22 protein-coding genes are annotated in these 20542 nt (G+C 35.6%); 10 read left to right on the top strand and 12 right to left on the bottom strand.

Annotated elements, in window-relative coordinates; genetic code table 11:
* The first annotated feature begins 58 nt into the window (after positions 1-58).
* Both msrA and ACHZAX_RS06685 read left to right on the top strand, forming a co-directional pair.
* The gene (gene msrA, locus ACHZAX_RS06690; protein ID WP_320018508.1) at positions 59-673 is read left to right on the top strand and encodes a peptide-methionine (S)-S-oxide reductase MsrA; all 615 of its coding nucleotides are present in this window, start codon (positions 59-61) and stop codon (positions 671-673) included.
* Between the two features lie 191 nt (positions 674-864).
* Positions 865-1536, top strand: a complete 672-nt coding sequence (locus ACHZAX_RS06685; protein ID WP_320018507.1) for a hypothetical protein — start codon at positions 865-867, stop codon at positions 1534-1536.
* Here the strand turns inward: ACHZAX_RS06685 and ACHZAX_RS06680 are convergent.
* The 4 genes from ACHZAX_RS06680 to ACHZAX_RS06665 all read right to left on the bottom strand — a co-directional run bounded on the left by ACHZAX_RS06680 (position 1503) and on the right by ACHZAX_RS06665 (position 5227).
* Entirely contained in the window at positions 1503-2567 is a 1065-nt protein-coding gene (locus ACHZAX_RS06680; protein WP_320018506.1) for an AMP-binding protein, read from the bottom strand. The genes ACHZAX_RS06685 and ACHZAX_RS06680 overlap by 34 nt on opposite strands.
* 16 nt (positions 2568-2583) lie before the next feature.
* The gene (locus tag ACHZAX_RS06675; RefSeq protein ID WP_101310844.1) at positions 2584-3624 is read right to left on the bottom strand and encodes an o-succinylbenzoate synthase; all 1041 of its coding nucleotides are present in this window, start codon (positions 3622-3624) and stop codon (positions 2584-2586) included.
* Between the two features lie 72 nt (positions 3625-3696).
* Positions 3697-4599, bottom strand: coding sequence for a 1,4-dihydroxy-2-naphthoate polyprenyltransferase (locus ACHZAX_RS06670; protein ID WP_320018505.1), 903 nt, complete (start codon positions 4597-4599; stop codon positions 3697-3699).
* A 259-nt stretch (positions 4600-4858) separates the two neighbouring features.
* Entirely contained in the window at positions 4859-5227 is a 369-nt protein-coding gene (locus ACHZAX_RS06665; protein ID WP_101310842.1) for a hypothetical protein, read from the bottom strand.
* A gap of 185 nt (positions 5228-5412) precedes the next feature.
* On the opposite strand from ACHZAX_RS06665, the gene ACHZAX_RS06660 reads away from it, so the two are divergent.
* Positions 5413-5991, top strand: a complete 579-nt coding sequence (locus tag ACHZAX_RS06660) for an HD domain-containing protein (protein ID WP_101310841.1) — start codon at positions 5413-5415, stop codon at positions 5989-5991.
* Positions 5992-6092: 101 nt separating this feature from the next.
* Positions 6093-7973, top strand: coding sequence for a sensor histidine kinase (locus tag ACHZAX_RS06655; RefSeq protein ID WP_320018504.1), 1881 nt, complete (start codon positions 6093-6095; stop codon positions 7971-7973).
* 6 nt (positions 7974-7979) lie between these two features.
* On the opposite strand, the gene ACHZAX_RS06650 is transcribed toward ACHZAX_RS06655, so the two are convergent.
* The 6 genes from ACHZAX_RS06650 to ACHZAX_RS06625 form a co-directional block, all read right to left on the bottom strand.
* The gene (locus tag ACHZAX_RS06650; RefSeq protein WP_320018503.1) at positions 7980-8471 is read right to left on the bottom strand and encodes a GNAT family N-acetyltransferase; all 492 of its coding nucleotides are present in this window, start codon (positions 8469-8471) and stop codon (positions 7980-7982) included.
* A gap of 152 nt (positions 8472-8623) precedes the next feature.
* Positions 8624-9448 carry a 1,4-dihydroxy-2-naphthoyl-CoA synthase gene (menB, locus tag ACHZAX_RS06645; RefSeq protein ID WP_124993775.1) on the bottom strand — a complete coding sequence of 275 codons (825 nt, stop codon included), beginning with the start codon at positions 9446-9448 and terminating at the stop codon, positions 8624-8626.
* Positions 9445-11142: a 2-succinyl-5-enolpyruvyl-6-hydroxy-3-cyclohexene-1-carboxylic-acid synthase gene (gene menD, locus ACHZAX_RS06640; protein WP_320018502.1), complete on the bottom strand. Its 1698-nt coding sequence runs from the start codon at positions 11140-11142 to the stop codon at positions 9445-9447. The genes menB and menD overlap by 4 nt, the downstream gene beginning before the upstream one ends.
* A 99-nt stretch (positions 11143-11241) precedes the next feature.
* Positions 11242-12363, bottom strand: a complete 1122-nt coding sequence (locus ACHZAX_RS06635) for an isochorismate synthase (protein ID WP_320018501.1) — start codon at positions 12361-12363, stop codon at positions 11242-11244.
* Positions 12350-12781, bottom strand: a complete 432-nt coding sequence (locus tag ACHZAX_RS06630; protein ID WP_320018500.1) for a PaaI family thioesterase — start codon at positions 12779-12781, stop codon at positions 12350-12352. Before ACHZAX_RS06630 ends, ACHZAX_RS06635 begins: the two co-directional genes overlap by 14 nt.
* A gap of 152 nt (positions 12782-12933) precedes the next feature.
* The gene (locus ACHZAX_RS06625) at positions 12934-13125 is read right to left on the bottom strand and encodes a cold-shock protein (protein WP_101310831.1); all 192 of its coding nucleotides are present in this window, start codon (positions 13123-13125) and stop codon (positions 12934-12936) included.
* 525 nt (positions 13126-13650) lie between these two features.
* Here ACHZAX_RS06625 and asnA point away from each other — a divergent pair.
* From asnA to ACHZAX_RS06600, 5 genes are all read left to right on the top strand, one after another.
* Positions 13651-14688, top strand: a complete 1038-nt coding sequence (gene asnA, locus ACHZAX_RS06620) for an aspartate--ammonia ligase (protein WP_320018499.1) — start codon at positions 13651-13653, stop codon at positions 14686-14688.
* A 131-nt stretch (positions 14689-14819) separates the two neighbouring features.
* Positions 14820-15344: an SRPBCC family protein gene (locus tag ACHZAX_RS06615; protein WP_101311656.1), complete on the top strand. Its 525-nt coding sequence runs from the start codon at positions 14820-14822 to the stop codon at positions 15342-15344.
* An 85-nt stretch (positions 15345-15429) separates the two neighbouring features.
* On the top strand, positions 15430-15987 hold the full coding sequence (locus ACHZAX_RS06610) for an SRPBCC family protein (RefSeq protein WP_320018498.1): 558 nt from the start codon (positions 15430-15432) through the stop codon (positions 15985-15987).
* A gap of 13 nt (positions 15988-16000) precedes the next feature.
* A complete protein-coding gene (locus tag ACHZAX_RS06605) occupies positions 16001-16216 on the top strand; it encodes a YgaP family membrane protein (RefSeq protein WP_320018497.1) in 216 nt (71 codons plus the stop codon).
* Between the two features lie 263 nt (positions 16217-16479).
* Positions 16480-16851, top strand: a complete 372-nt coding sequence (locus ACHZAX_RS06600; protein ID WP_101311654.1) for a DUF3795 domain-containing protein — start codon at positions 16480-16482, stop codon at positions 16849-16851.
* A gap of 50 nt (positions 16852-16901) precedes the next feature.
* On the opposite strand, the gene ACHZAX_RS06595 is transcribed toward ACHZAX_RS06600, so the two are convergent.
* Together ACHZAX_RS06595 and ACHZAX_RS06590 are read right to left on the bottom strand one after the other, a co-directional pair.
* Positions 16902-18251 (bottom strand): sensor histidine kinase, encoded by a 1350-nt coding sequence (locus tag ACHZAX_RS06595; RefSeq protein WP_320018496.1) that lies wholly within the window; start codon positions 18249-18251, stop codon positions 16902-16904.
* Positions 18241-19611 carry a sigma-54-dependent transcriptional regulator gene (locus ACHZAX_RS06590; RefSeq protein WP_320018495.1) on the bottom strand — a complete coding sequence of 457 codons (1371 nt, stop codon included), beginning with the start codon at positions 19609-19611 and terminating at the stop codon, positions 18241-18243. The genes ACHZAX_RS06595 and ACHZAX_RS06590 overlap by 11 nt, the downstream gene beginning before the upstream one ends.
* Positions 19612-19788: 177 nt before the next feature.
* Between ACHZAX_RS06590 and ACHZAX_RS06585 the strand changes: the two genes are divergently transcribed.
* A complete protein-coding gene (locus tag ACHZAX_RS06585; protein ID WP_320018494.1) occupies positions 19789-20499 on the top strand; it encodes an ABC transporter ATP-binding protein in 711 nt (236 codons plus the stop codon).
* Positions 20500-20542 lie beyond the last annotated feature (43 nt).

Raw genomic sequence — 20542 nt, 5'->3', positions numbered from 1 at the left:
ACTTAGCAATTCAAAAGCTATCTTTAGATTGATTATAAATAAACAAACACCGGAAGAAATGAAAAAGTTATTAGTAGTAGTCTTTGTTCTGCTTTCCGGAACTATTTTCGGAAAAAACGCAATGACAAAAGAAAAGAAAGATTTAGAATTAGCAACATTTGGAGCAGGATGTTTTTGGTGTGTTGAAGCAATCTTCCAAGAGTTAAAAGGAGTTGATAAAGTTGTATCGGGCTACATGGGAGGTAAGGAAAAATCAACCTATAAACAAGTTTGCACGGGAGAAACCGGGCACGCAGAAGTTTGTCAGATTTCATATGATCCGACAGTAATTAGTTTTAAAGAATTGCTTGAAGTCTTTTGGCAAGTTCATGATCCAACCACATTGAACCGACAAGGTGCTGATGTTGGCACACAATACCGCTCTGTAATATTTTACAATAATAATGAGCAAAAAGAACTGGCAGAAGCACTAAAAAAGAAATTAAATGAATCCGGTGCTTGGGACAATCCAATAATTACAGAGATATCAGCAGCTGCAACTTTTTATCCTGCCGAAAATTATCATCAGGATTATTTTAATAATAACTCGCAGCAACCCTACTGTACTTTCGTAATAAAACCAAAACAAGAAAAGTTTAAAAAAGCTTTTAAAGATAAATTGAAACAAAAATAATTAGAATGCCACTTTAGAGTGGCATTTTTTTTGTTTACCCAACAAATACCCATCTTCCCTTAGAGTTTAGCATTTTTCACAGGGTACAAACCAGAACTTAATCAAATCCTGTTTTCAACTCAACAATAAATCAACTACTTATCATTTTTTATTGTATTTTTATATTGACTGTTTCAACCAAAAATTTAAAAATGATTAAACTTCTACTTTCTTCGCTCCTAATTTACTTTATAACAATTCCAGCATTCTCACAAGAAAGCTCAGTTTGGAAAGATTATCCAAACCTGGGAATTATGCATTACAAAGTTATTTTAGATGATGTTCCTGAAGAACAAAACAACTACCAAAATCCTCAGTTCGAACTATCTAAACTTACAACTACAGAAAACAAGGTTATAAATTCTATCAAGATTCGTTACAATGTGAAAACTGATGTGATGGAATGTAGAATTGGTTCTCAACACAGTATTATTAAATCTCCTGAAAAATTAAAAGAAATCAACATAAACGGAAAATGTTTTGAGTATAAAAAATATTTGGTAAAAAGAGATACCACAAGCGGATATCTTCAAAAGATATACGGTAGTGGTCAAAAAATCTATGCTAAATATTACATTTCATCAACCAAAAGTAAACTAGATTTTCAAAAAACAAAATCTTATTATCTTATTCAAAACAAGGGTGAATTACCCAAAAAATTAAATTCCCCAAGTGCTTTACTTTCTCGTTTTTATAAAAATTTAATAAAGCAAGCAAATGAATTTGAAAAGAATAATCAATTAAATTTAAAAAACCCACCAGACTTTGAAAAATTACTTACTTATCTTGATCATTTAAACAAGGACATTGTAGCTTCGCGTTGAAGCTTGCCATTCGGTGTTCGTTTGAATTCCTTACAAAAAATAATATCACGGGCTTGTTCATATTTACCGAGCAAGCCTTTTATTTTTATCAATAAACCAGATGCATATTCAGAAGATTGATTCTCCTTTTCAATAACCAACACCAGCTTTTGTCCGAGTACCTGATCTGCGACTCCGGCAATAAAAAATGGATCCGAAATGGCATCTTTTAACTTTTCTTCTATTTGCTCAGGAAACAATTTAACACCACCTGAATTTATAACATTATCGTATCGCCCAAGCCAAATAAAATGTTTCCCGTCTATCAGGTTTGCAACATCATTTGTGCAGATTGATCCGGCAAGAACTTCCGGAGCTTCAATTTGCAGGCAAGATCTTTCATCCAAAGAAAAAGTTACATTACCCAATCCTTGGTAAAAATTCGATTTCTTATCTCCATTAAGAGGTTTGACAGCTACGTGAGAAACTGTTTCTGTCATGCCATAACTCGAAAAACAATTGGTTGGAAGTTCCTGTAATTGTTCTTCTAAATAAGAATCCACAGCCCCACCTCCAATTAACAAATTAGAAACCAAAGCAAAATTAATCCCTTCTTTTATACAATTAATTACTTGAAGTGGCACCATAGCTGCAAAATCAATTTTCGATTGTAAATTTTCGAGCGGATGCCCATTTGGATTTACTAAAATCAAGTTCAACTGCCATAAAAAGGCACGTACAACCATCATTTTTCCTGCAATGAAATTAGTCGATAAACAAAGTAAGGCAGTTTGTCCTTTTTTAAATTTAAAATACTCTCCGGTAAGTTGGGCCGAATGCAGCATCCTTTCCTTCGATAACTCCATTGCTTTGGGTTTACCTGTTGAACCCGAAGTTTTCGCTGAAATGCTTTCTTTTGCATCCAACCATTCCAAAATAAAGGAATAAACATCCCGCTCCCACTGAAAATCACTGATCGATAATTGACTATTACAATGTTTGACCAATTCTTCTTCAGAATACAGAATACCATTTATCGTTAGTTCACGCATGCTTAAATTCTCACTTTTAAATTTCCCATTTTCCACAAATATCGTAGGCTAAAAAACCTTTGTGCATAAAAAGAGGTGACACTATATTATTGCTGTAAATTTGTCCGGTTCCTAATCCTTGCGGCATTGAATTATTAAGCGTATAAGTCCATTGTGCAATGGCATTCAATCCAATATTAGATTCCAATGCTGAAGTTACCCACCAAGGTATTTTTCTTTTCTCGGCTAAATCAATCCATTCCTGACTTCCTTTTATCCCGCCGAGAAGACTTGGCTTCAGAATAATGTATTGAGGCTTAATTGCATCTAAAAGTTCCTTCTTCAAACTCAGAGTATGCACGCCAATCAATTCCTCATCCAAAGCAATTGGCAGAGGACTGGCGCAACATAAATCTGCCATCTCCTTCCATTGTCCGGCTTTTATTGGCTGTTCGATAGAATGAATATGAAATTCGGACAAGACCTTCAATTTATTCAACGCATCAACAGGTGAAAATGCACCATTGGCATCAACCCGTAACTCAATTTTATCTGATCCAAAATCTTTACGGATAGACTGTAAAAGATTAATTTCTTCCTCAAAGTCAATGGCTCCTATTTTTAGCTTCAAACAATCAAAACCATCTTCCAGTTTTTGTTGAATTTGTTCTTTCATATAGCCGGAATCACCCATCCAAACCAATCCGTTAATAGGAATTTGGGCTTTCCCATTTGTAAAATCAGAGGGAAAAAGAACTTTACTCCCTTTGGCCTGGAAATCCAGAAAGGCAGTCTCCAATCCAAAATAAACCGAAGGCCATTCTGTTAATCCATCCTCCAGATAATACCAATAGTCATCTATGCTCTCACAAATTTCTTTGATTTTATTTTCATAGCCAGGTTTATCATCGCTGCTTAATCCTGGAATAATGGAGCATTCGCCAATACCCTTCACATCAGGATTCTTATCATCCCAAATACGAATGAACCAGGAATCTTTTTGTGTTAAAACACCTCGCGAAGTTCCGCTGGCCCGTTTAAATGTAAGAGGGTAATATTGATAATCTGCTTTAAGCATATTTATATAGATGTGAGATAAAAGATGCGAGATTTGTCAAAGAAATCTCATTTCGCCTTATCAAATCGATAATTAAAGTATCAATCCCAAACCAAAACTAAGACTGAATAGTAATGTAGATATGGCCAATCGTTTTAATTCAGGATCCAAATCCCGGGCATTTTTATTTTTAAATACTCGAAGTATATTTCGAACAATAAAAGGAAAACTCAGTAAAAATAAAAACTGAAAAGCTGACTGCCAGTTAAAAATAGTATACAGGCAAGGTAAAATCATGGCAATGGAAAGAAGCATGAAATGATACCTCTTGGCATTAGCAGCCCCCATCTTCACAACAAGAGTCGTTTTCCCGGTTCTTGCATCATTATCTATATCGCGCATGTTGTTTAAATTCAGAACTCCTACACTAAGTAAACCTACCGAAACTGCCGGCAAAAACAGGCTCCAGGACATACTTCCTGTATGTAGAAAATAAGTACCCAAAACACCAACCAAACCAAAAAAAAGAAAAACAAATAAATCCCCAAAACCACTGTAACCGTAAGGATTTTTTCCTACTGTATAATTTATTGCTGCACTTATTGCCAAAAGACCAATCACCAGCATTATGGCTCCTTGTTTCAGATTGATTAACTGCATTCCTTCATACAAAAGCCACAATCCGGAACATAGAGAAAGTAAAACAAAAACGATGAGCATGCCTTTCATTTCCTTATGACTGATAACGCCGCTCTGCACAGCTCTTTCCGGCCCAACCCGTTCATTATTATCTGCTCCGGAAATAGAATCGCCCAAATCATTCGCTAAATTTGATAATATCTGAAGAAACAAAGTTGTAAGAGTTGCTAAAATAAATATTTTAAAACTAAACGAATGATGCGCTGCCGCTAAAAAACTTCCCAAAAAAATACTTGAGAGTGCCAAAGGCAATGTGCGTAATCGAAATGCATGAATCCATGCTTTTGTTTTATTCATAGCAATAATCAAATTTGAAACCCAAAGTTAGCAAAATTAGGCGCAGATTGTTTGAAATTTTTATGATTTAAACCAACAAAAGCCCCATACCCAACATTTCTAAGCTCTTATATTGTTCCTATCTTTTGGCACTTACTAATCATCGAAAATGAATTCCTGTTGGCTCAGCTAAGTAAGCAGACTACTCAATAAAAAAAGAGCGATGTCAAACATCACTCCTACTTAATTCTGATAAAATAATTGATATAAAAGACTGTATTTAAGCCTCCAGTTCAGGAGTTATAGATTCTGCAAATTTCTTTGAAAGTGAAATGTATTTGTTCTTAAAATCATCATGCTGCAAATATTCTTTAATCTGCTCCTGCCATCCACTGGCTTGATCTGATAATTCCATGATCCGGTGCTTATTGGAAATGTCTGATTTTAACAACTTCTCTTTTTCAACCACTTCAATATAATCGTTTACCCAGGTCTCATAAGTCAATAAAAAACTCTTCCGATCCTCTTCCGATGAAAAACGATTTAAGTTGATATCTGCCAATGCTTCCGTTTCAATTAATGCTGCAGCCCCCACTGTCAGCCCTAGTTTTTGAAAAAATCCTCTTCTTGTGCTGTTTTGATTACTCATGTTATCCTAATTAAGACTTAAAGATCTTAAATTTACTATTTATATTTAGTTTTAAAAAGAATAGTACAGAAAATTTAAATGCAGATCTATTCGATATGCTTATATCTTGTTTTTTTGAAAACGAACAATTGCCAACTCGCTATTTTTTAGCTAATTTGAGTGCAGAAATTTATAATTCATATCATATGTCGCATATCCCAACTCGTGAGGAAGCTTTCGTACTTCTTAAAAAACATACAAAATCTGAAAGCCTTATCAGGCACGGATTAGCTGTAGAAGCAGTAATGAGGTTTTACGCTGTAAAAAATAATGAAGATAAAGAAAAATGGGGCATTATAGGATTAGTACATGATTTAGATTGGGATCAATATCCCGAAGAACACTGCAAAAAAACCAGAGAAATATTAGAATCTGAAAATTGGCCCGAAGAATACATAAGAGCGGTTGAGAGTCATGCATGGTTGACCTGCACAGAGGTTGAACCTCAAACAATACTGGAGAAGACACTTTATGCCGTTGATGAATTAACCGGTTTGGTAACCACTACCGCCTTAATCCGTCCTTCAAAATCGGTATTGGATGTAAAAGTAAAATCAGTACAAAAAAATTGGAAAAACAAACGATTTGCTGCTGGAGTAGACCGAACCGTTATAGCGCGGGGAGCTGAAATGCTCAACATAGAAATTCCTGACTTGATTCAGGGATGTATTGAAGGCATGCAAAAAATTGCTGATGAACTGGGTTTAAAAGGAAATATCAAATAACAAATCTATTTTTATCCATTGCAAATTACAAAACCAGCTAACAATTATAAGGATTAGATCGTAAAGACATAAAATGGTAATATTAATTTAAACATAAGCATATGCGAAAATTATTAACCTTCTGTATCATTTTTTTTCTTCTCCAAATCTTAACCATCAAGATTTCCCCATTATTTGCACAAAACTCATCTAAAAATGAAACAAATGTTTTGGTTCTTCACAGCTACCATCAAGGATTAGCATGGACGGATAGTATAACCCGCGGCATACGCAGCGTTTTTAAAGACAAACCGGATATCAATCTGATTTTTGAATATTTGGACACAAAGCGCAACTATAATGAAGAATACCTTAACGCTTTGCAAAACATTTATAAAGTCAAAGCAAAACAAATTCCATTTAAAGCAATAATTACAAGTGACAATGCCGCTTTTGATTTTGTTAGAAAAAATGGCAATGAATTTTATCCAAATGTTCCTATTATATATTGCGGGGTAAATGATCTGGATACAAGCATCCTAAAGGATTATCCTAATTTTTTTGGATATGGCGAGAAGGCTGATCATTACGGAACCATCTCAGCAATAAAGCGCATATTTCCAGAACGGAAAAACATTTTCATTATTAATGACAATACTGAAACCGGACAAGCCATTCAAAAAGAAATAAAAGGAATTACCGATCAATTTAAAGACCTTAATTTTGAGTCGGTTTCTGAATTCACAATGGAAAGCTTACAGCAAACAATCAGGAATTTAGATGACACCTACGTAATTTACTTATTGGTACTTAATCGGGATAAGAACGGGAAATTTATATCCTACCAAAAAGGCATAACACAAATTAAAGAAGTTGCACATGCTCCCATATTTGGATCATGGGATTTTTATCTCGACAAAGGCTTATTTGGCGGAAAAATTACAAGAGGGTATGAACAAGGTGAAAGAGCAGCAATGCTGGCCTTAAAATTAATACAGGAACCTTGTGCTAATGATATCCCGCAATTCAACTATCTGCCAAGCTCATACGTTTTCGATTGTAATGAACTGCGCACATTTAATATTTCCAAAAATCAATTACCAAAAAATAGTATCCTGCTAAATGAACCAAAAGATTTTGGTTTAATTCTAAAAATCAGCATCATTAGTGTTATCGTATTAATATTAATTATTTTAGGACTAACCATATGGCTAAAAGTCAAGCAAAACAGAGCCAAAGTACTGCAATATCTAGTTCATGAGAAAACATCAAAACTAAACGAAACAAATGAAGAGCTCCAACAGGTAATTCAGAATAAAAATAAATTTTTTTCCATTCTGGCCCACGATTTACGAGGTTCCATTGGGGTGATTTTAAACTTATCTACATTTATAAATAAGCCTGAATTTGCAATAAGTGAAGAAGAAAAAAACGAATTCAATAAGGATATATTTCACGTTGTAACCCGAACCAATGGATTACTTGAAGATTTATTTTATTGGGGAACAATTCAAGCTGAAGACGGACCAAAATTAACCTTCACAGAATTTGACATTAATGAAGTTTTAACTGAAATGACCGAAATTTTTCAGGTAAATCTTAGCGAAGTTAGTTTTAACAAAAATTTTAACGGAGAATTAAGGATAACCAGTGATCTGAATATCTGCAAGTTTTTATTCAGGAATATTATTCAGAATGCAATTAAGTACAGTTACAAAAAAGGAAGAGTTGAAATTCAATCTTACTCTAAAAACAACCAGTTTTACATCGAAGTAAAAGATTATGGTTTGGGGATGTCGAAGGAAATTATTGAGAGTATCTATCAAAAAAATCCTATTCGGGTGGAAGGCTTATCAGGACAAAAAACGACGGGTTTGGGTTTACCCACTGTCCTTGATTATTTAGAGATTTTGAAAGGACAACTTTTAATAGAAAGCGAAGTTGGAAAAGGGTCAACTTTTACAATTGTTTTGAAAAATCAGGAAGAATCAGAACAAGCTTAACAGATTTTAAACTCTCCTTCCATAGTATAAATGATCGCATGTTTCTCCATCGATATCTGCCACATGTGGCATAAGACCCCAGCGTTCGAAACCAAATTTCTCAAGCAATTTAAGACTCGCCAAATTTTCTGCCAATAAAATAGCAAAAAGGCTTTTAAATTGATATTTGGGAGCTTCATCAATAGCAAACTGCATTAATTGGGAGCCAATTCCTTTTTGCAGATGCTCCTCGTCGATGTAGTAGCTCACCTCGGCTGCGGATTGCAAAGCCCTGCGTCCTGCCCGGTATGCACTGTAGCAAATCCATCCCACTACCCGATCACCTTCAACAGCTGCAAACACAGGATATTCTTCGGGTTGATGCCCTTCGAACCATTTTATGCGTTGCTCCAAAGTAATTTCATCTAAATCGGCAGTGCAGTAACGCTTACGTACAGCTTGATTGTATATTTCGTTAATTGCAGGAAGATCTGATACTGTGGCCATGCGGATTTTCATTGTGCTTCTTTTTGATTTTGAGTGTTCAAGATAATAAAAATATAGATTTATCAATCACTAAAAACGACTCTTCTTCTTACCCCTAAAGAGGACTTCAAAAAAATGGCCATCGAATCAATCCGATGGCCATTTTACTATTTTCAATTTCTTATTTATCCCGGAAATTTAGGGAACTTCTGAAAATCAGGATCACGTTTTTCAAGGAATGCATTTTTTCCTTCCTGTGCTTCCTCCATCAAGTAATACATCATGGTTGCATCACCGGCAAATTCCATTAATCCACGTTGTCCGTCGAGCTCAGCATTCAATCCGCGTTTAATCATTCTTAGAGCCATTGGGCTACGCATCAGCATGGTTTTACACCAATCTACAGTCTCGTCTTCCAATTGCTCTAAGGGAACTACTTTATTTACCATTCCCATTTCTTCGGCTTCTTTGGCAGTATATTGTTTGCAAAGGAACCAAATTTCGCGGGCTTTTTTCTGGCCTACGTGGCGGGCCAAATAAGAAGAACCAAATCCGGCATCGAAACTACCTACTTTCGGTCCGGTTTGCCCAAACTTAGCATTCTCCGAAGCAATGGTTAAATCGCAAACAATATGCAAAACGTGACCACCGCCAATTGCATACCCATTTACCATAGCAATAACCGGCTTAGGCATCGAACGAATTGCTTTGTGCAGATCCAAAACATTTAAACGAGGTACGCCATGATCATCGATATAACCACCCACTCCTTTTACATTTTGGTCGCCACCCGAACAAAAGGCTTTGTCACCGGTTCCGGTAAACACAATTACACCAATATCGCTGCGTTCGCGGCATATATCCATCGCATCCAACATATCAAAATTGGTTTGCGGACGAAATGCATTATAGACCTCTGGCCGGTTGATTGTTATCTTTGCAATCCCTTCGAAAAAATCGAATTTAATGTCTTCGTATTCCTTAATGGTAGTCCAGGCTCTGGTTGTCATACCTTTGATTTTATAGTTTTAAAATAATTTATTAATACTTGATCGTTCACCGTTCTGGGTGTTTTTATTTCCAGTATTGCAGCACGATTGCTGACAGCATAGAAATTAGGAAGCATGCTATTCACTTCCTCTTGATTTTCGGCATAAAAATAATCCAGACCGAATGTTTCAGCCAATTTACCGGCTTTGTAATTCTGCACCGTTTCAAAATATTCTTCCAATTCATCTACCCCCGAAGGTCCCGAAATAAAGCGGAAAATTCCTCCTCCTCCATTGTTTATCAGGATAATTTTAAAATTCGGCTGCAAATATCTATTCCACAATGCATTTGAGTCGTAAAAAAAACTAATATCACCCGTAATCAGCGTGGTTGTTTTCCCATTCACCAGTGCAGCACCTACTGCGGTCGACGTGCATCCATCAATCCCACTGGTTCCGCGATTCGAATTGTAAGTAAGTGCAGCCGATGTTTTAAATAATTGTGCGTAACGCACCACTGAACTATTCGCCAGCTGCAGATTTCCACCTTCGGGAATTGCATGTAATACCTGTTCGAAAACCTTTAGGTCGCTCCATTCTATATTCTTCAGATAGTCCGAATGAATTTCCGAAACCTCGGCATCCCTGCATTTCCAACTGTCCGAAAAGGAACTGTCAGATGGTTTTATCAATGGCAATAATTGCTTAAAAAATGCCAATGGCGATACATCGATATGAGAAGTAAGATTCTTGAATGTATCAATAAAATGATCTTCTTTCCCCACAAACCAATGTTCTTTAGGCTTGTTTTTTCTTAAAAAGGATTTTATCATTTTAGAAACCAAAGGCCCGCCAAAATTAATCAGCAGATCTGGCTTAAAATGATCTAATTCCTCATCCTTAATCGAGCAAATCACCCGGTCGATACAAGGCAAAAACTCTTTATTATGAAGGTTTGATACCGATTCGGTAAGAATTACAACATTCTTGTTTTGAGCCAATTCGGCAAGCAATTCATTTAATTCTGCCTGGGGATGTAACAAACCAGCCAGAATTACAATTTTCTGATTGGTATTCACAATACCGGCAAGTAAGGAAATTGCATCAGCACTTAATTCATCAACCGAATTGATTTTCCCAATCACCCGCTCTATAGAGTTGGGATAATTTCTCACTCCGTAAAGAGGTTCACGCAAAGGGAAATTAATATGAACAGGTCCTAAACGTCCACTTTGAGCTTTGGATAAAGCCTCGTTCACCATTCGGTTTAAATACCAGCAATCATCGGCATTATTTGCATCTAACGGCAATTGATAACCCGCCTTTACAAATTGTCCGAAAACATTTACTTGCGGCAAAGCCTGAGAATCATCTTGTCCGACCCACTCTACAGGCCGGTCTGCCGAAATAACCACCAAAGGCAGTCTCTGATAAAAAGCTTCGGCAACAGCAGGTCCATAATTCAATAAGGCTGTACCCGATGTACAAACCAAGCCAACCGGTTTTCTTGTTTGCTGGGCAATACCCAATGCAAAATATCCTGCGCTTCTTTCATCAACAATCACCAAACTTTTAATTCGGTCATCTTTCGCAAAGGAAATACTTAATGGTGCGTTACGGGAACCAGGCGAAACAATCACATATTCCATTCCTTTCGCCCAGCAGATATCAATCAATTCTTTAACCCCTTTAATATCCGAGTAATTGCGCTCCATATCATCTATTTTTCTTGTTCTAAACGAGAATACACAAAAGCAAAAATTGCATTTTAAATGTATGTTTGGTCAAATTTATAATAATTTATTGGGCTTCCCTTACGAACGAATCACATTCAGCAAGGTTTGAGCTTTTAAACAGGTTTCTTCCCATTCTTTTTCAGGAATTGAATCCGAAGTTATTCCTCCGCCAACAAAAAGAGCCATTTGATTTTCAAGCACTTTCATACTTCGCAGATTCACAAAAAGTGAAATTGATCCGTTCGATTCTATTGGCCCCAAATAACCGGCATAATACTCTCTGTCATGTTCCTCAATTTCGCGAATTAACTCCAGAGCCTTATTTTTTGGCAAGCCGCAAACGGCAGGAGTTGGATGAAGATCTTGTACCAAATTTGACAACTGATGGAAATTCATACCCAATGGCAGCAAATAAGTTGTTTTTAGATGAACAACATTTCCTGCCTGAGATGTTACCGGACCTGTTCGTTTATATTTGGTTAGATTGTGATTCCTAAAAACGTTTTCAATATACGAACTTACCAAAGCCTGTTCATGCACCTCTTTTTGCTCCCATTTAATCTGATCGGCAATTCTACCTGCAAGCTTTTGAGTTCCTGCCAAAGCAACAGTTTCAACAGCATTATTTTTTGAAGACAATAAGGTTTCGGGGCTCGCGCCAATCCACGTTCCCACTTTGGGTATCGACACCAAAAATACAAATGCAGAATCGTAAGATTCTGATAATTTCAAAAAGGATTCAACGGCACAATCCATTCCCATTCCCTCTAAAATTTGAATTCTGGATAAAATGACCTTTTCCAACTTGAATTGTTTCAAGTCATTAATCATTTGCGAAATCTGGTTAAAATACAAAGCATGTGAACTTTCCAAACTCACATCAATCGGCAATTTTTCGTCCATTTCGGGATGATACGATTCCAATAATTGAATAGAATCCGAATCAATTTCGGAGGCCTGCAAATTAATATCACTTCGTACGAACCATGATTTATGCTTGCTTTCTGTATCGAATGGAGAAAACACAAAACCATTTTCCCCTTCCAAATCCGATAGAAGTTGATAATCTTTCAAATCCTGATCGGTTTGAACTCCTATTTGAATCATCCCGGATTTGGGCAACTGGTAAGCGAAAAAGGGGAAGTCATTCTGCAAACAGCAGCTTAAGAAAGAAGACAGCTCATTTCTATTTTCCACCATTCTGTTTTTTTAAAATAATATTGGTTATCCGGCACACAGAAATCAACTTTTCCTGTTCATTCATAATATTCACTTCAACTATGTGAGTCATACTTCCTTTATGAATAAAGTGTGCTTTTGCGGTAACTGTTCCTGTTCTAATACTTCGAATGTGATTCGCATTAATCTCCATCCCTTTCACTTCATATTTTTCCATATCAGTTTTTATTACTGATAAGGCACTCCCAACCGACTCGGCCAAAGCAAGTGTTGCTCCGCCATGAAGAATTTTCATAGGCTGCCAATGATTTGATGTTACCGGCATTTCTGCAACCAAATAGTTTTCTCCTACTTCGGTGTAAGTAATACCCAAGTGTTCCATCAAAGTATCTGAGCACATCTTGTTCAATACGTCAAGTGTATCTATTTCATTAATCATTTTACAAAAATAATATAATCTGCTATTGAAAAAAACAAAGAAAATTTTTCCTTGATTCATATTCCTGATTAACTAAATCAAGAAAAAAACAGTGTACAAAAAAAGCTCAACATTACATTGAGCTTTACTAAGGAAAAATATTTTATTCTGATTTAGTCAATTTTTACATTAACCGCATTCATTCCTTTTTTTCCCTCTACAACGTCAAAAGTCACTTTATCATCCTGATCAATTTTGTCAATTAACCCTGTTACATGAACAAAGATGTCTTCTCCTGTTTCGCTGTTTTTAATGAATCCAAATCCCTTGGATTCGTTAAAAAATTTTACTGTACCTGTAGGCATTACTTAAAAAATTTTAGATTATTATAAAGTAAATGTACGTAATTTGAATTAATCTCAAAATTATTCTTTTAAAATTTTAAAATAAATTTACATTAGTATTTATACAACTACATAACAAGACGTAACCTACAATAATTAAACAAAACCTATTTCTTTAAAAACATCAGTCATTTTTTGTTCCTTTAAAAAAAACACCTACTTTAGCCATTACAAATAACAAAAAAATGAGCCAAAAATTTAATATCAATAATCTTTTCAATAATTTGATGAATAATTATTCATTGAAACCGGGAAGCTTATAGAATTAATCAAAATATTCAATTTACAAGCCTTCCCTAATCGGGAAGGCTTTTTTTTTACAAAATTATGGATAAACAATTTAAAAATAATAACAACAATAATAATTCTCGTCCAGGGTGAGAAAGGATATTGTTATGCATATTTCAGCCTTTCTCATCAACGAGAAAGGCTTTTTTTGAATCAATTTAACCAGAGGAAAATCCTCACTATCAAAATTTTTAACAAATGGAAAACTTATTTATCCCAAAAGATTACCACAGTACATTGGATCTTGAAACAACCGAAAAAGCAATTAAATTTATTAAAGATCAATTTCAATTGCACTTGGCAGCCGAATTAAAGCTGCGCAGAGTAACTGCTCCAATGATTGTTATGAAAGGAACAGGACTTAATGATGATTTAAATGGTATTGAACGCCCTGTTGCATTTCCAATTAAAGGACTGGATGATCAAACCGCAGAAGTTGTTCATTCTCTTGCGAAGTGGAAACGCTTTATGCTGGGAAAACTTGATATTCCTGTTGGTAAAGGCATCTACACGGATATGAATGCTCTTCGCCCCGATGAAGTTTTTACCAACATTCACTCTATTTATGTGGATCAATGGGATTGGGAAAAATCAATTGCAAAAGACGAACGCAATCTGCCTTTTTTAAAGAAAACCGTAAAGCAAATTTATGCTTCGCTTAAAAGAACTGAATATATTCTAAGCGAATACTATTCGCCTCTTAAGCCATTTTTACCCGAAGAAATAACATTTATTCATTCTGAAGATTTATTAAAGAAATATCCAAATCTTAGTCCAAAAGAAAGAGAAGGAAAGGTTACCAAAGAATTTGGTGCAGTATTTATTATTGGCATTGGAGGTGAGCTTGCAAACGGAGAACCGCATGATGGAAGAGCTCCCGACTACGATGATTGGACAACACCAAGCACAAACGGATATCATGGTTTAAATGGTGATATTTTGCTTTGGAATCCGGTACTTGAACAATCGTTCGAGATTTCTTCAATGGGAATACGAGTTGATGAAGAAGCTCTAAAGCTGCAATTAAAAATTAGTGGTGAGGAAAAAAGAAAAGATCTCATGTTTCACAAAAAACTACTGGCAGGAAAACTTCCATATTCAATTGGAGGAGGAATCGGACAATCACGCTTGTGCATGTTTCTGTTAAGAAAAGCTCATATCGGAGAAGTACAATCAAGTATCTGGCCTGATGAATTAAGAGATGCCAGTAAAAAGGCAGGCATTATATTCTTATAAATCAACATCATAATTAACAAAAGAGTCCTTTTTTTTTGGGCTCTTTTTTTATCTCTCCCAATGAAAATTTCTTATCTTTAGTAAATGTATTACCACATAAAATAAATAATTGCTAACTAAACATTTACATTATGAAAATCTTGCTTTACATTCTCCTTGGAATTGGACTCCTTGTAGCTATCCTTCATTTTATGGCTCCTAAAACCTATCATGTTGAACGAAAAATTATTGTTTCGGCTAATATCGACACGGTTTTTAAAAGTCTTTGCTCTCTTAAAGACCAACAAGTATGGTCACCTTGGGGTTCTAAAGACCCAAATATGACCATTGAATACAACGGAATTGATGGAGAAATTGGTTCAATATCTCATTGGGTTGGTAATAAGGAAGTTGGAGAAGGCGAACAGGAAATTACAAAAATAGAGCCCACCTCTTATATCGAAACAGAACTTCGCTTTTTGAAGCCTTTTGAATCAACCAGTACCGGCTTTTTTACTATCAGGCAAGTTGCTGAAGGAACTGAAGTTACCTGGGGATTTAAAGGCAACAATACATTTCCAACTACCTTGATGATGGTATTTATGAATATTGACAAAGCGATTGGTCCTGATTTCGAAAAAGGCATGGCAGATTTTAAATCATTCATCGAAAAATAAATTTATGAAACGTCCATGACACACAAGAGCATGATTATTAGGTCATGGTAAGTTCCATGTGACAACTTTAAACAATTTTAGACACATGAAAACGCTTAAGAAGTCGGGTATTTTACTCCTCATTATATTCCTTGCCTTTGTTACTCTTGGTCTTTTTCTAAACAAACAAGAGTACCAACTTGAAACCGAAATTAACCGTCCGGTAGAAGAGGTTTTTCAATTATTCAACGATCACAACCGACTTTCGGAGTGGTTGACTGAAGTGAAAAGTTTTGAATCAATTGCCGAAACTGAAGATAAAGTTGGTAGTAAATACAAAATGATGGTTGACAATGATGGTAAAATTGTAGAATTAATTGAAACTCTAACCGGTTATATAGAAAATGAAATGGTTGAAATGGATTTTACAGCAGGATGGATGCACAAATGCAATCATTTTACGTTCGAAAAATCGGATAACGGCACCAAAATAATTGCTAAGTATTCTGTTGAAGGAACCAATCCATTTGCCAGATCGCTGTTCTTATTTTTCACCAAAACTTTTCAGGAAATTGATTCAACCAATTTGTCACGGTTTAAAACTTTTGCTGAGAAACAACCTATACTTATTGCACCAACAACCGAAATTGAAATTGTTAACTAAAAAATCAAATATCATGAAAAAAAATATGGGGAAAACAGATCGGATACTAAGAGTCATTATTGCACTTATTTTAGCGGCTCTGTATTTTACAGATGTAATTACCGGAACAATAGGAATAGTTGTATTGGTATTTGCCGGAATAATGTTTCTGACCAGTCTTATTGGCAGTTGCCCCCCTTACGGACTTTTCGGCGTTAATACCTGCAAAATTGAAGAGCAAAAAAAATAAAATCACCTACTAAAAAGATATATCCCTGAAGAAAATTCTTCGGGGATTTTTAATGTTCTTTATCAACTTAAGTGCTGTCATAAAAAAGAGAACCCAAATATTATTTTCTCAGTAAAACAAGAAAAAATCATCACCCAATTTATAACCAATAAGCTCAAAAACATCTTGAAAAACACTTGTATTTTGCTTATATTTAAAGATATAATTCTGTAATTAAAGAATTGAAATTAAATTACAATAGGAATAAATAATCCAATGTTAAGATGAGAAGAATTCAGGAGAAAGAAAGAATATCTTACTGTGGAATCAACTGTTCAACCTGTCCTGCTTACGTTGCTACGCAGAAAGGACAGGAAAATGTTCGAATTAAGATTGCAGAGCTTTGGTCAGATAAAGAAAACCAATACGATGCCTGTGAAATAACATGTAAAGGATGTCTGGAACCTTGGGGAAAGAAATTTCGACATTGTGCAGAATGTCAGGTTCGAGCCTGCGCCCGGGAAAAATTATACGACACATGTGCGGAATGTTCCGAGTATCCCTGCAGTAAGTTAAATGAGTTGCTTCAAACACTGGACGAAAAAATATCCAGAATAGACCTTGATGAATTGAGACGTAATAATATAGCGGGTTAATTCCCGCTTTTTTTCTTCAATAAAATTTCAGATTTTCTAACTCAGTCTACTTAAAACTGAAGGGAAAACTCCGTTAACCGATCTGGTTTCGAACGAGCTGATATTGTTCCCCCGTGCAACCTCATAATTTGCCGGGAAAGATTTAAACCTATCCCCGATCCTTTCTCCTTTGTCGTAAAAAAAGGCGTAAAAATAGTGTCAATAACATCATCGGGGATTCCCATGCCGTTATCCCTTACAATAATGAAATTAACCGGATTTCCCTGGCCTGTTGAAATAGAAATTGACTTAGATTCGGTGCTCTTGAGCGCTTCTATCGAATTGCGAATCAAATTAATCAGGACTTGAGAAATTAGCTTCTCATCGGCAATTAACTCTTGCTCCGAATCATGCAAATGGTACATAAACTCAATATTTTCTGATTTAAACTCTTCCTTAAACAAAGCATCAATATGTGAAAACAATTTCTCAACAGAGAGTAATTCGAAATGAGGCTTCGGAAGCTGTGTTAAATTCTTGTATTCATCAACAAAAGCAATTAAACCTTTGCTCCTTTTGCGAATGGTTTTTAATCCCATTAATGTATTGGAAATTGCTCCTTCGCTTAACAACTCCTTACAAGTTTGATCTCCGTTTTTCTCATACAAATCGATTAAGCTCCCCGACAACATCGAAATAGGACTCACCGAATTCATAATTTCATGTGTGAACACACGAATTAATTTATGCATTGCATCCATTTCTCCTTGGTCAATTGCATTTTTTATATCCTGAAAAGCAATCAATTTGATGCAGTCATCTTCCAAACGAAAATCGACTGCTTTAACGGCCAATTTTAAAATCCTGTTTTTCACCAAATATTTCCTGAGTTTTTGAGTCCCCGTCTTCACCCGAAATAAAAAATCAGGAAACTCACCATCAATACATCCCAATTCTGAAATATTCTGAAATTCTTCGACCAGAAAGAGTTCCTTAAAAGCCTTGTTGCACAACCGAACATTCCCCTTGTGATCAAACGCCAACAATCCAATACCGACCAACTCCACCGTATTTTGAAAGAATATAAAATCCTTTTCCTTTTCAATTTTCACTTTCCCAAATGCGTTGATAATGCTATTAAAGCTTTGATGAAGATTTTGGAAGGCTTTGTCTTTTTTACGCTCATTAAATACCAATGTAGAATCCTGATATTGAAAAGCGGTGAAAAACCGGGACAAATCACGATTCGTTTTATTGATATACCAGATTAAATATACAATTTGTAAAATCCATAAAGCCAAAAGACTATAGGTAGTTACCACCATATATTCTTTTGAAAATACAAACCAGAACAAAACAGGCGTAAGCGATAACAAAATGATTTGAACAACTATCCAAACATAGAATCTTTTATAAATCATACTTTTTAATTTTATCGTATAATGTAGACCGGTTTATCCCTAACTCCTTTGCCGCAAGACTCATATTTCCACCCGTGTGCTTTATTGCTTTCTCAATTAAAAACTTCTCATTATCAGACAAATTGAGGCTATCCGATATTTTTTTCGGCAATTGTAATTCCTCTCCAAGTAACACATCAACAGCAGATATTTTTTTTGTATCGGATAAGATAACTGATTTTTCGATAATGTGTTGAAATTCCCGAATATTTCCCGGCCATGAATACTGCAAAAGTTTCTTTACTGCTGATTTTTCAAAAACACATTCTCCTTTATGGTACTGATCGGCATATTTCTGCAGAAAAAAAGCTGCCAATTCAGGAATATCCTCAATCCGTTCGCGTAAAGGTGGTAATTCTATTGCAATAGTATTCAGACGATACAACAAATCTTCCCGAAACGTTCCATTGGCAACCATCTCGAACAAATTACAATTGGTAGCAGCCAGTATACGCACATTTACCTCAACAGGAGAGTTTCCGCCCACAGGAACAATCTGTTTATTTTGAATGGCAGTCAATAATTTTGTTTGCAGATGCAAGGGAACATTGCCGATTTCATCCAAAAAAAGTGTTCCACCCGATGCCAATTCAAATCGCCCCATACGATCTTCTTTTGCATCGGTAAAAGCACCCTTTTTAGAACCAAATAATTCACTTTCAAATAAGTTTTCGCTTAAAGAACCCAAATCAACACTTACAAATACCTGATCTTTTCGATGAGATAACAAATGAAGCTCACGGGCAATTACCTCTTTCCCTGTGCCATTCTCACCAACGATTAAAATATTTGCTTCGGTTCCTGCCACTTTCTCAACCGTTCGAAACACTTCTGTCATGGCTTTGGAAATGCCTCTTACAAATTGAGTGTTTCTATTGATCTGATGATTGATCTGCTTCTGTTTTTCCTTCAATCCTTTGATCTCAAGCTTTGAATTCCGCAATTTTAAAGCCGACAGCAAGGTTGAAAGAATCTTATTTTCGTCCCATGATTTCTGAATAAAATCAACTGCCCCCTCTTTCATTGCTTTCACCGCCAATTCTACATCACCGTAAGCTGTAATAAGCACCACACAAGCATTTGCATCAAATTCCAATATTCGCTTTAACCAATACAAACCTTCATTTCCCGAATTGATTCCTGCTTTAAAATTCATATCTAACAAATAAACATCATACTCGTCCACTTCAAGCTGTGATAGCAACTGATTGGGATTCTTAATGGTATCTATTTTGGCAAAATGTGAGTTGAGAAATAATTGCAGAGCAAACAATAGCTCCTCATTATCATCTATAATTAAAAGCTTTCCTTTTCCAGCCATTCTTTATCCATTTAAATTCTTTGGTTAAAATAATCATATTGTTGTAAATATCGACATCGCGTGTTGGATTTTCCGACACTACATTTCTCTTTACAAACACAAACGCCTGTATTTCTGCATCATTTAAAAATGGCACAATACTTGGCGGCCAATATTTAAATCACATAATCTAAAAAAATGATACATACCAAAGACTTAGGCAAAGTATTCAGAACCGAAGAAGTTGAAACATCCGCCTTGCAGCATGTAAACTTACATATAGAAACCGGTGAATTTGCTGCCATTATGGGACCATCCGGTTGTGGAAAATCAACACTCTTAAATATTATTGGTTTGTTGGATAATCCCAGCACTGGAAGCTATACTTTTAATCAAGTAGAAATTTCTGACAAAAGTGAAAAGCAAAGAACAAAATTCAGAAAAGGAAACATCGGCTTTATTTTCCAGAGTTTTAACCTGATTGATGAACTAAATGTATTTGAAAATGTAGAGTTACCTCTACTCTATATGGGGGTTCCGTCGGCACAAAGGAAAGAAAAAGTAGTGCAGGTATTGGAACGCATGAATATTGATCATCGTGCAAAACATTTTCCTCAACAACTTTCGGGCGGACAACAGCAAAGAGTTGCGATAGCAAGAGCTGTAGTTTCGAATCCAAAACTAATTTTGGCCGATGAACCTACGGGAAATCTCGACTCGACCAACGGCACAGAAGTTATGCAATTGCTCGAAGAATTGCACAAAGAAGGAACTACTATTGTAATGGTTACCCACTCGCAAAGCGATGCGGAATATGCAGACCGGGTGATCAACCTATTCGATGGAAAAATTGTCTCGGAAAACAGAAAAGACCCGCAATCACATATCCTCGAATCAGCAGTTTTGTAAAATATATCTAACAATCTTATTACTTTTAATCGCCCAATAAAAC

Source organism: Labilibaculum manganireducens, assembly GCF_963665805.2.
GTDB classification, from domain to species: Bacteria; Bacteroidota; Bacteroidia; order Bacteroidales; family Marinifilaceae; genus Labilibaculum; species Labilibaculum manganireducens.
The sequence above is the reverse complement of the archived record's forward strand: the minus strand, read 5'-3'. Positions and strand labels throughout refer to the sequence as shown.